This window comes from Psychromonas sp. CNPT3 (genome assembly GCF_000153405.2).
In the GTDB taxonomy this organism is placed as follows: domain Bacteria; phylum Pseudomonadota; class Gammaproteobacteria; order Enterobacterales; family Psychromonadaceae; genus Psychromonas.
On record NC_020802.1, the window covers coordinates 503,271 to 515,352 of the forward strand.

Annotated in this window: 10 protein-coding genes; 6 read left to right on the forward strand and 4 right to left on the reverse strand. The window is 38.5% G+C overall.

Annotation, left to right across the window (positions count from 1 at the left end; all coding sequences use genetic code 11):
* The first annotated feature begins 328 nt into the window (after positions 1-328).
* Together PCNPT3_RS02270 and PCNPT3_RS02275 are read left to right on the forward strand one after the other, a co-directional pair.
* Positions 329-1,609, forward strand: coding sequence for a DEAD/DEAH box helicase (locus PCNPT3_RS02270; RefSeq protein WP_015464252.1), 1,281 nt, complete (start codon positions 329-331; stop codon positions 1,607-1,609).
* Positions 1,610-1,729: 120 nt separating this feature from the next.
* Positions 1,730-2,203 (forward strand): LabA-like NYN domain-containing protein, encoded by a 474-nt coding sequence (locus PCNPT3_RS02275; protein ID WP_015464253.1) that lies wholly within the window; start codon positions 1,730-1,732, stop codon positions 2,201-2,203.
* On the opposite strand, the gene udk is transcribed toward PCNPT3_RS02275, so the two are convergent.
* Complete coding sequence (gene udk, locus PCNPT3_RS02280; protein WP_015464254.1) at positions 2,198-2,833, reverse strand: uridine kinase; 636 nt, start codon at positions 2,831-2,833, stop codon at positions 2,198-2,200. The two genes, PCNPT3_RS02275 and udk, sit on opposite strands and share 6 nt — an antisense overlap.
* 236 nt (positions 2,834-3,069) lie before the next feature.
* Here udk and PCNPT3_RS02285 point away from each other — a divergent pair, with 236 nt between their 5' ends.
* The gene (locus PCNPT3_RS02285) at positions 3,070-4,227 is read left to right on the forward strand and encodes an amino acid permease (protein ID WP_015464255.1); all 1,158 of its coding nucleotides are present in this window, start codon (positions 3,070-3,072) and stop codon (positions 4,225-4,227) included.
* A 35-nt stretch (positions 4,228-4,262) separates the two neighbouring features.
* Positions 4,263-4,715, forward strand: a complete 453-nt coding sequence (locus PCNPT3_RS02290) for an FKBP-type peptidyl-prolyl cis-trans isomerase (RefSeq protein ID WP_442852366.1) — start codon at positions 4,263-4,265, stop codon at positions 4,713-4,715.
* 20 nt (positions 4,716-4,735) lie between these two features.
* Here the strand turns inward: PCNPT3_RS02290 and PCNPT3_RS02295 are convergent, their stop codons facing one another.
* The 3 genes from PCNPT3_RS02295 to queG form a co-directional block, all read right to left on the reverse strand.
* Positions 4,736-6,106, reverse strand: a complete 1,371-nt coding sequence (locus PCNPT3_RS02295; RefSeq protein ID WP_015464257.1) for an L-serine ammonia-lyase — start codon at positions 6,104-6,106, stop codon at positions 4,736-4,738.
* A gap of 174 nt (positions 6,107-6,280) precedes the next feature.
* Positions 6,281-6,673: a DUF2750 domain-containing protein gene (locus tag PCNPT3_RS02300; RefSeq protein ID WP_015464258.1), complete on the reverse strand. Its 393-nt coding sequence runs from the start codon at positions 6,671-6,673 to the stop codon at positions 6,281-6,283.
* A 192-nt stretch (positions 6,674-6,865) separates the two neighbouring features.
* Complete coding sequence (gene queG, locus PCNPT3_RS02305; RefSeq protein WP_015464259.1) at positions 6,866-8,035, reverse strand: tRNA epoxyqueuosine(34) reductase QueG; 1,170 nt, start codon at positions 8,033-8,035, stop codon at positions 6,866-6,868.
* Positions 8,036-8,878: 843 nt separating this feature from the next.
* Here queG and tsaE point away from each other — a divergent pair.
* Both tsaE and PCNPT3_RS14315 read left to right on the forward strand, forming a co-directional pair.
* The gene (gene tsaE, locus PCNPT3_RS02310; protein WP_015464260.1) at positions 8,879-9,337 is read left to right on the forward strand and encodes a tRNA (adenosine(37)-N6)-threonylcarbamoyltransferase complex ATPase subunit type 1 TsaE; all 459 of its coding nucleotides are present in this window, start codon (positions 8,879-8,881) and stop codon (positions 9,335-9,337) included.
* Positions 9,334-12,078, forward strand: a complete 2,745-nt coding sequence (locus PCNPT3_RS14315; RefSeq protein ID WP_015464261.1) for a LysM peptidoglycan-binding domain-containing protein — start codon at positions 9,334-9,336, stop codon at positions 12,076-12,078. Before tsaE ends, PCNPT3_RS14315 begins: the two co-directional genes overlap by 4 nt.
* The last annotated feature ends 4 nt before the right edge of the window (positions 12,079-12,082 follow it).

The window sequence follows — 12,082 nt, forward strand, 5'->3', positions numbered from 1 at the left end:
ATGTTCCTAAAGTAAACATGAATAAAAAAGTCGCGCTATTATACCCATGATACTCCAAGAAGCAAAAGCAGAGCGATAAAAATGCTCAATTTATCAGCGAAAAGTGAAAGGTATCTCTACTATAAAGAGGCAAAATCTTCACGATATGCTATATCTGAACTATCAGTCAGGTTAATAAACCCTGAATGCAAGAACCCATAAAAGTGTATTTAGTCTATTAGAGTGCTTATTTATGTGGCCTAGGGATTTAAAGCAGATCTGCGCATGGCTTTGCTGTAAGCTACGCCCCTATTTTATGAAAACCTTTATTTATATAAGAGATTAATTTATGAGTTTTGACTCCCTTGGTTTACCTGAAGAGTTGTTACGTGCAGTAAAAGAGCAAGGCTACACTAAGCCTTCACCCATCCAAGAACAAGCAATACCGGTTATATTATCTGGTAAAGATGTGATGGCAGCCGCGCAAACGGGCACCGGTAAAACCGCTGGATTTACCTTGCCTTTATTGGCAAACTTAATGAAGGGAGAGCGTGCTAAAGCAAACCAAGTGCGTGTGTTAATTTTAACGCCTACGCGCGAGCTCGCCGCACAAATTCATGAAAGTGTTTGTAATTATGGTCAAAATTTACCACTGCGCTCTGCGGTTGTTTTTGGTGGCGTTAAAATAAACCCACAAATGCAATTATTACGCAGAGGGGTTGATGTATTAGTTGCAACGCCAGGGCGTCTATTAGATCTTTACCAACAAAATGCAGTACGTTTTAAGCAATTAGAAGTATTGGTACTTGATGAAGCCGATAGAATGTTAGATATGGGCTTTATTCATGATATTAAACGTATCATTAAATTTTTACCTGAGAAACGCCAAAATTTACTTTTCTCTGCGACGTTTTCAAATGATATTCGTAAATTGGCAAAAGGGTTGGTAAATGATCCTGTTGAAATTTCAGTTAGCCCTCGTAATACAACGGCTGAAAGTGTAACGCAGTTTATTTATGAAGTAGATAAAACTAAAAAATCCCCATTACTAAGCACTTTAATCAAAGAAAATAAGTGGAAACAAGTGTTGGTATTTTCAAAGACAAAGCATGGTGCCAATCGCTTAGTTAAACAACTTGAAGGACGTGGCATTCTTTCTGCTGCTATCCATGGTAATAAAAGCCAAGCGGCAAGAACGCGCGCATTAGCCTCTTTTAAAGAAGGTAAAATCACGGTGTTAGTGGCAACCGATATTGCTGCTCGTGGTATTGATATTGACCAATTAGAGCAAGTGGTTAACTTTGATTTGCCTCATGTGAGCGAAGATTATGTGCATCGTATTGGGCGTACTGGCCGAGCAGGTAATAAAGGCGAAGCTATCTCTTTAGTTTGCGAAGATGAATTTAAACTATTAAAAGATATTGAAAAATTAATTAAAAAAATCATTCCTCGTAAGGTTCAGCCGGGTTTTGAGCCAGGTACGCCTTTACCGCCATCGGTGTTAGATTCGCGCGAAGCGAAGCCTAAAAAGCCTAAAAAACCGAGAGTAGAGCATAAAGATGGGCAACGCACCGGAGCCAATAACGGTGCAAGACAAAGCCGAGTACGTAGTAATTTTGTCGGTAAATAATAAAAAAACGCTCTAAGGAGCGTTTTTTTATGTCTGTATTTTGTGTCAGTTGTTATGGCTTGTTGATTGTAAATAAAGTGAGCTTGTGAGAGGCTTAATCAATAATAAGGAGCGTCTACTATGAAAAAAATTGCAATTTTTGCGGATGTGCAAAATATTTATTATACCTCTCGTGATGCGTATAAAAAATCATTTAACTATCGTAAGTTATGGCAACAGATTAAAGAGCAAGGGGATATTTGTTATGCCTTTGCTTATGCAATTGATAAAGGTGATAGGCAACAACAAAAATTTCAAGATGTATTACGCCATCTCGGCTTTGAAATAAAATTAAAGCCTTATATTCAGCGTTGTGATGGCAGTGCAAAAGGAGATTGGGATGTTGGGATCACCATTGATATTATGCAAATAGCGCCACGGGTTGATTGTATTATTTTACTTTCGGGGGATGGTGATTTTGCTATTTTATTAGAGACTGTCAATAAACGCGATAAGGTAGAAACACAAGTATATGGTGTGCCTAAGTACACTGCAAAAGCACTGATCGACAGTTGCAGTGTGTTTAATCCGATTGGAACTTCGCTTTTATTATAAAAGGTTCAAAATTCTCGCTTTAAGCATCTCAATCGCAATACGGTTTTTGCCTCCACGCGGGATGATCACATCTGCATGTTGTTTTGAAGGTTCAATAAATTGAACATACATTGGGCGCACGGTTCTTTGATATTGACTCAGTACTGATTCCATCGTGCGTCCGCGCTCTGCAACATCGCGACTTAAACGTCGTAACAAACAGATATCAAGTGGCGTATCCATAAAAATACTGGCATGAAATTGGTCACGTAAAGGCGGTGAGCTCAGCAGTAAAATACCTTCAAGAATGATCACTTTTTTCGGGTAGATAGTGGTACAACTTGGTAATCGATTATGCGTATTGTAACAATACTGTGGAATATCAACGGATTTCCCTTGGATCAACTGTTGTAAGTGCGTATTAAGTAATTCATGATCGAGTGAGTTTGGATGGTCATAGTTTGTTTTTAAGCGCTCATCCATTGTCATATGCGATTGATCTTTGTAATAGCAATCTTCAGAGATGATCGCAATTTTGGCTTCTCCAAGATCTGATTTTAACTCTTCAAAAATAGTATTTGCAATGAGGCTTTTCCCAGAGGCCGAAGCTCCGGCAATTGCAATAATTAAACAATCAGATTTATTTGGCATAACGATAAAACCTTTATAGGTAAGTAATGAAAAGGAAGCGCACATTCATGTTAGATGATGGAGCAAATGTTGCGCCGTATACTACAGGAATCCGCTTCGCTGTCAGCAAAAAGACGCTGGTTTAGTTAAAGTTGCTTTTTAATTGCTTTTAAAGGTAATCTAACAGCCTATTTATATGATTTGGAACAACTCAGGTCATTCATCGTTTTGTTAAAGAAAATAAAAATAAGGGTAATATGATCAATTCAAAATTAATGGGTGGGACGTTATTAATTGCAGGAACAGCCGTCGGAGCTGGAATGTTAGCTATTCCAATGGTATTAGCGCAGTTTGGGCTACTTTGGGGTACATTGTTAATGTTGTTTATTTGGCTGGGTACAACGTATGCAGCCCTATTATTACTGGAGGCAACCTTAAAATCAGGTGGTGGCCTGGGCATGAATAGTATTGCACGTAAAACCTTAGGAAAAGGTGGGCAATTACTGACTAATGCATTGTTATATGCTTTGGTTGTCTGCTTGATGATAGCTTATATCGTCAGTGCAGGAGATATCTTACAACAACTATTAAATCGTTTTTCAATACAAATCAGTTTACTACAAAGCCAAATTATATTTACGGGCGTCAGTGCATTTTTTATTGCACAAGGAACTGCGATGATTGATAAATTAAATCGTCTTTTATTTTTCGTGATGATTTCAGCATTATTGCTTATTTTAATTTATTTATTACCGAATATGGCATTGGATAATATATTACAAGTCAGTAATCAGAATAAAATAGAATTGATTAAAAATAGTGCGGTATTATTTACCAGTTTTGGTTTTATGGTCGTGATCCCCTCTGTCGTCAAATATAATCAAGAAGCCACCCATAAGCAGTTACGTAATATGGTCGTTATCGGCTCAACAATACCGCTTTTTTGTTATCTCTTATGGCTTTATGCAGTAGCGGGTAATTTACCTCTGCATCAATTAGTGCATTTTTCAAATGTCTCTGATTTAATTTCGATCTTAGGAAAAACACATAAAAACTTAGAAATGTTTTTAAGCTTATTCACCAGTCTAGCGATTTTAACCTCATTTATTGGCGTATCCATGTCACTCTTTGATCAAAATAGAGATCTATTTGAAAAAAATCGTTTTGTTACTGCTGTGATCACGTTCTCTTTACCTATGTTTGGCGCTATATGGGCACAAGATCAATTCATTGGTGTATTGGCCTATGCCGGTTTAATTTTAGTGTTTTTAGCTATTTTTATTCCCTTAGCAATGGTAAGACAAATACGTATTAATAAAATCAACGTTACATATTATCAAGTGTGTGGCGGATCTCTCTCTTTAGCTGTTTGCTTTTTGTTTGGTCTGTTTTTATTAGTCTCACAACTTATATAAATTAAAAGGGATACATAGTGTCTAAAACTCTGATTATTATTATTGTGCTTGTTGGTTTGTTTTTTATATTTCAACATTTTACAAGTTCTAAAAATGCAGCCCAAAACATTAAAATTGGTGCTGATTTTTTAACAGAAAACAAATTAAAAGAGGGCGTTAAAAGTACTGCCTCTGGATTGCAATATGAGATCCTAACTGCGGGTAGTGGCGAAACGCATCCTGATAAGAAAACCAAAGTGACGGTGCATTATCATGGCACGTTATTAGATGGTACTGTTTTTGATAGTTCGGTCGATCGAGGTGAGCCAATTTCGTTTAAATTAAATCAAGTGATCAAAGGTTGGACTGAAGGGGTACAACTAATGGTTGAAGGAGATAAATTTCGTTTTTATATCCCGAGTGATTTAGCGTATGGATCCCGCAGTACGGGTAAAATATCTGCAGGATCTTTGTTAATTTTTGAAGTTGAATTAATAAAAATCAATTAATCCAAGCATCAATATTAATGTTACTCGCAAGGTGGGGCTAAGTGGATCATTGCTAGCCCGCCTAGCGATGTTTCACGATATTTTCGGTTCATATCTTTACCCGTACGATACATAGTTTCAATCACTTTATCTAAAGAGATAAGGGACTTGCTATTACGTTTTAAAGCCATGCGTGAGGCATTAATTGCTTTCAGGGCGCCCATAGCATTACGCTCAATACAAGGGATTTGTACTAAACCACCGATAGGATCGCAGGTCATACCTAACGAATGTTCCATCGCAATTTCAGCTGCAATACAAATTTGCTCATTCGTACCACCACGAATAGCCGTTAAACCAGCAGCCGCCATAGAGGCTGAAACACCGATTTCACCTTGGCAACCCACCTCTGCACCAGAAATAGAAGCATTCACCTTATAGAGCATCCCAATGGCTGCTGATACCGCTAAAAAGTCTCTGCGTTGCGCTTTGCTCAGTTCTTGGATAAATTGATTGTAATACATCATTACGGCGGGAATAACACCTGCCGCGCCATTAGTCGGAGAGGTCACAACTTGTCCGCCGGCTGCATTTTCTTCACTAATAGCAAACGCATAAAGGTTGATCCAATCTAAAATTTCCATCGGATCATTGCTTATATTAGCATTGCTTTGTAAGTTTTTAAGTAGGGCTGGCGCGCGTCGAATAACATTAAGACCCCCTTCTAAAACACCTTCTGTTTTTAGGCCTCGCTCTAAACATAAGGAAATAACTTTCCAAATTTTCTCTGTTTTTGCTTCTATTTCTTCAGCGCTACGGTAGCTAAGTTCGTTTCTTTGAATCAAAGTGCCGATGCTAAGGCCCGCTGTATCGGCAAGTGTTAACAAGCTGTCTGCGGATGTAAACGGGAAAGCAAGCTTAACACTTTGAGCGCTATTCTTATCGGTCATTTGCGCTTCAGTCTTGATAAAGCCGCCACCAATAGAATAGTAAACTTCTTTTTCTAATAGATTATCTTCTTTGTCAAATGCACTGATAGACATGCCATTTTCATGTAAAGGCAGACTTTCCGTGTGGAAAATAATACAGAGTTCAGGATCAAACGTGATCTCTTTTTTGCCTAATAATGAAAGTGTTTTTTCTGTTTTACAGTCATTAAAAATCTTATTTGCTGTGTTGCTTTTAATGTTCTCAGGTTGAAAACCCACTAAGCCTAAAATAATCGCTTTATCGGTATGATGACCTTTTCCAGTGAGGGAAAGAGATCCATAAAGATCAACTTGTAGTCGTTCAATATGGGTCAGTTTATCGGTAATTAATTGGGTGAATTGATAGCCTGCAATCATAGGGCCATTGGTATGAGAGCTAGATGGCCCGATACCAATTTTGTAAATATCAAAAATGGATAGCATAATGTTTCCTGATCTAATGTTATTCAATCACCACGTTGGAGGTGTTTAACTTTCAAATTGTTGATTGTTGATTGTTGATTGTTGATTGTTGATTGATAATTCAATGACAACCAAGTGTGTTAGTACTTACTTAGTAGCCGTGAGTATACATTGTTTTTATGTTTCATTAATGAGCTAAGGTTGAATTTTGGCTTGTTTTTTTAACTCAGCATCAAAATCATAGACATATGAGATCAAGCCCTCACAATGTTGGGTTGGAAAGATAACTAAAAGTAATTCATCTTCTTCTAAACCAGGGGTCCAAAGCTTGTGCCATTGTTCTAACGAAATAGGGCTTGCCGTGCAGTGAGACCACTCTTCCGTTGCCCAAGCTAAGGCAAACTCTTCATTAGGCCAAACGGGTACACAGTCTTCATCTTCACTATTAAGCATCACGCTACCGTACTCATCAATGAGTAACCAAATTTGTTGGTTTTTTAACACTTCTTCTAAAAAATATTGGTATCGATTTTTAGCGTTTTTTTGTTGTATAGATTCAACATCTTTTGGGGTTAATGTGCTATTCATATGTTTACCTTTTTGCAATGCGATATGGTTCAAGCGTAGTTTGCATTATATAGCATGACAAGCGCTATTTTAGCGAGTTATAAAAGGTGAAATGAAGACGTTGTACCAAGCTTGATGAGTTTTTTCTCTTTTAAGAAGATATCGGTTATATTTTTTTCATTTATCTTTTAAAATGCGGACAAAATCCGCATTTTAGGCATCACGCGGTAGGCCTTTTTCGATACTGCGTACTAATCGATTAGTCAGGCGCTCGTTGTGAATGGGAATATTTTGTTGGTGTTGCTCTAACGCCCATTGTATGTGCTCATTAACCAATGCATCATCGCTATTTTTTAATTTTAATTGTAGGGCTTGCACCGTTTCAACATGACAAGGTGCGTTACCCAGAGCGACGGCGATATTACGCAGCCAACGTTGATAGCCAATACGGCGAATAGGAGAACCTTCGGTATTTGTTAAAAATTCTTTTTCAGTCCACGCAAACAAGTCTAATAAAGGTTGCTCTTTGAGCTGCGAACGCGCTTGAAAATCAGCTTCTTGCGTTGTATTAGAAAAACGGTTCCAAGGACAAATTAACTGGCAGTCATCACAACCGTATATCCGATTTCCTAATGCCTTACGAAATTCAACGGGAATAGCACCTTGTAATTCAATCGTTAGATATGAGATGCAGCGCCGTGCATCGACAACATAAGGCGCAACAATAGCGCCCGTTGGGCATATTTTAATGCAGGCAACGCATTGTCCACATTTTTCTTCGACGGGTTTATCAATAGGCAGTGCGAGATCAATTAATAGCTCACCGATAAAGAACCATGATCCGGTCTTCCCGTCAATAAGTAACGAGTGTTTTCCGACCCAGCCAAGGCCTGCTTTTTCTGCGAGAGGGCGCTCTAAAATAGGCGCGCTGTCAACAAAGGGGCGATAACCCAGTTTACCCACTTGTAATTCTATCTTTTGACCCAGTTGTTTGAGGCGTTTTCGTAATACCTTATGGTAATCACGGCCCAAGGCATAACGACTGATATAGGCATTATTTTTATTGCGTAATGTCCGTGCAAATTGTGCATCTTCTGGTAAATAATCCATACGCACGGATATCACGCGTAATGTACCCTGAAGTAACTCGGCAGGGCGAGCGCGCATCATGCCATGTTTTTGCATATAGTCCATTTCGCCGTGGTAGCCGTTATCTAACCATTGCTGTAACTTTTCTTCATGTGCACTAAGGTCAGTATCGGTGATACCAACATGTTGGAATCCCAACTCTTTCCCCCACATTTTTATGTCTTGAGCAAGACCAATCAGGCCAATATTTTCTGTGCTAGTAGGATTTTCTAAGATAGGTTCTGATTGGGTCATTTCATTCTCATAGAGTCTAACTTTATGGGCTTTGTTGTGTTTAAAATTCAAAGCAGTCTAGCACATTTTTTATATACTAGGCAGCAGTAAAAATAGAGAGGAAGTGAGATTAAATTAACGAGGATATGGCCCATGGTTCACATTATCTTTCGGCGGGAAAAGTTTGGAATTTTACGGACTTTAGTCATGTATTTATGCAACTTTTTTACATTTAAGCAGTCCTTCTTAATAATCGTAAGCGTATGGCTGAACAAATCGTAACTCAAGGGGGTATAAATATTGTTTCGCTATAGGCATTCCAAGGTATGAGGATATCTGTTTTTTGGCCTTTTAAATCTCATTAAGTAGCTATGCCATGGTAAAAGTATTTACACAAGTGATAAATAAAAGCATATTACACAGTGAGCGATCTAAAATCAGGCTTCATTCTTTGATTCTTTGAGTGTCATTGATGCAGATGCATTTATTTATTCGTATGATATGGGTATAAGTATCCATAAAAGAGTGCTTGTGTATTGGGTCTCTCTATCGCAGAAGTTGAATAATATCGCTATACTGCATCGGAGCATGACAACCTAATAATGCTGGATTGGTTATTTTAAAGGCGATGGAAGTTTAGTTTTTGATGGAAAGCAGATTGAAGTCGCAGATACAGGATGAATGGATATGCCCTGTGGTGGTATATAAGATGTTGTTTCTGCTATCATTGACTTCGTCGAATAAAGCTTAAACGCACCAGCGGTATGTATCCATGCTTTAGTAGAGCGTTTACCGTAAAAAAGAGCCTAGAGATTTATTAGGCAGTGATCTCTTCCCTTATATTAGGAAATTAGTAAACCCATAATGTTTGATTTATATAAAGAAAATTTAGTAGATGCAGAGCAAACGGTACTGTTTGGTAAACGTTTGAGTGCCGCATGTGACACTGCCATTTGTATTTATTTACACGGTGATTTAGGTGCTGGTAAAACCACGTTAACACGAGGTTTCATTCAAGGTTTAGGTCATAAAGGTCATGTTAAAAGCCCTACTTATACATTGGTAGAGCCTTACGAACTTGAAACTTGGACTGTTTATCATTTTGATTTATATCGATTAGGCTCTCCTGAAGAATTAGAATTTATGGGTATCCGCGACTATTTTACAGATCAAAGTCATTGTCTTGTCGAATGGCCAGAGCGTGGAGAAGGCGTGTTAGCGCAAGCAGATATTGATTTAACATTACGTTATGTCGGTGAGCAACGCTGTATCGAATTGCAAGCAAATACAGAAAATGGCCAAAGAGTATTAAAAAAACTATGAAAGAGCGAAAAAGACGACTGACCTTACCTTTATTTTTAATGAGTTGCCTCTTATTTGGTTTTTCGAGTGCTGTTTTTGCATCTACGCAAAACACATTAAATGGCGTGCGATCATGGCCATCTCCGGAAAATACGCGCGTTGTTTTGGATTTATCACAAAAAGCCAAATATGCCATACATTATTTAAAGAAGCCGGATCGTTTAGTGATTGATTTAAAGTCCACCACGAGTGTGCTTGATTTCACTAAAATTAAACATAAAGGGCCTTTGGTTAAAAATATTCGTCACAGTGCGACCTATCAAGAAGGCGTTTACCGCTTAGTTATCGATTTAAAACAAGCCAGTAAAGCAATTATTTTTGCACTTTCTCCTGCACAACCTTATGGGCACCGATTGGTGATAGATTTACCGCATAAGGCCACAAGTATCCCGGTAAAAAAAGTGCCACCTCGCAAGATTGTTCGGGTTGGACGTGACGTCATTATTGCGGTTGACGCAGGTCATGGCGGAGAAGATCCCGGTGCGTTAGGACGTTTCAGTCAAGAAAAAAAAATAACGTTACAAATAGCGAAGCGCCTTAAAAGACGCATTGATCAACAAAAAGGCATGACGGCGATTTTGATCCGTACGGGCGATTATTATATTAATTTGAATAAACGCTCTGAGATAGCACATCAAGGTAAAGCCGACTTTTTAGTTTCTATTCATGCCGATGGTTTTACTTCGAGTCAACCAAGTGGTGCTTCCGTTTGGATTTTATCGGATAAACGTGCGAATTCTGAAATGGGTCGACGTATGGAAAATCATGAAGTACATTCAGAGTTACTCGGGGGTAAAGGTAAAATAAAAGAAGAATCGTCCAGTGTACCTTTTTTAAATAAAATGTTTTTCGATATGTCGAAATCTAATTCGATGTTAGTGGGCGCAGAAGTGGCGCGAGGCGTTGTTTCTGAATTAGGTAAAATTACGAAGCTACATAAAAAAAGACCGGAGCGAGCGAGCCTTGCTGTTTTAAAATCGCCTTATATCCCTTCTATTTTAGTGGAAGCTGGCTTTATTACCAACCATCGAGAAGAGCGCTTGTTAGGGCAGGCGTCTTATCAAAAGAAAGTCGCTAATGCTGTCTTTAAGGCAATTTACAAACACTTCATTGACTCGCCTCCCCATGACTCTTTATTTGCCCAGCGTAAACGTGCTATCAAGCATACGGTGCGCAGTGGTGAATCATTAGCTAACTTAGCGACTCGCTACAGTATTTCTCTGAATCAGTTAAAATCCTATAATAATCTGCATTCTAATACGCTGCGCATTGGCCAAGTATTAAAAATTCCTGCAGATTATGAGCTGGTGGTGAAACACGATGTACCCTCTGATAATCGCGCTTATGCTAGCCTAGAAAATAAGTGGCAGATCCCGCGCGTGTATAAAGTAAAAAATGGTGAGTCATTGTCCATTATCGCGCAACGTTATAACACCTCAGTGAGTCAGTTAAAACAACAAAATAACTTACACTCTAGTACGTTACGTGTAGGTCAAAAAATTAAAATACCCGGAGTGGCGACGCAACGAGTGATGGCAGAAACGGATGCGGTGTTGTCAACGGCAAGTGTACATATCGTTAAACGTGGCGAGTCTTTATCTATTATTTCTGCCCAGTATAATATTAATATGACTCGCTTAAAAGCGTATAATAATATACATAAAAATTCGATTAATGTCGGTCAGAAAATTAAAATACCGGGGATCAGCTATACACAAATAGCACGACAGAAAAAAGAGAAAGCCTCTCGTTATTATAAAGTGAAAAAAGGCGATTCGTTATCGGAGATTGCCCGCGATCAGCAGATATCGTTAGCCGATCTTAAACGTTGGAATAAGTTACGTTCCAACTCGGTTAACATCGGCCAAAAATTATATGTGCGTGCACCAAGTAATGTCTTATCAAAGGCAGATAAGACGAAAAAAACAAGGCTACATATCGTAAAACGTGGTGAGTCACTATCTGTGATTGCACACAGTTATGGTTTTATCAGTGCAGATCTTATGCGCTTTAATCATTTAAGCTCTAGCAAATTAGCCGTCGGTCAAAAATTAAAACTGTATGCGTCACAACCCCAAGCACGTCAATCGGTGCATCGCGTTAAAAGCGGGGAGTCGTTATCGGTGATTGCGAAAAAATATAATCTGAGTAGCCGTGATCTTATGCGCTTTAATCATTTAAACTCGAGCAGATTATCGGTCGGACAAAAATTAAAACTTTATGCTGTAAAAAATAAGGTAAGACAAACCCAGCATACCGTTAAAAGTGGCGAATCGTTATCTGTGATAGCGCAACAATATGGGCTCAGTAGCGCACGCTTGAAAAGTATTAATCAGCTGCGTAGTAGCGCATTAAGGATAGGACAAAAATTAAAGTTGTCAGGTATTAATGCGCCATTAAAAAAACCAATGCATAAAGTGAAGTCAGGTGAAAATCTGTCATTAATCGCCAATCAAAATGCGCTTAGTGTGTCCACGTTAATGCGCTATAATAATTTATCGTCCGCCACGCTACATGTGGGGCAACTGCTTAAAATTCCTGAAAATAACGTAGCATCGACACATTATAAAGTGCGTAGTGGAGAATCTCTTTCTGTGATTGCTGCGCGTTATGGCGTGTCGATTAAAAGATTAAAACAATTTAACCATTTAAACTCAACAGGACTTTCCGTAGGTCAACTTCTACGTATACCTGTGAGTTAAATTT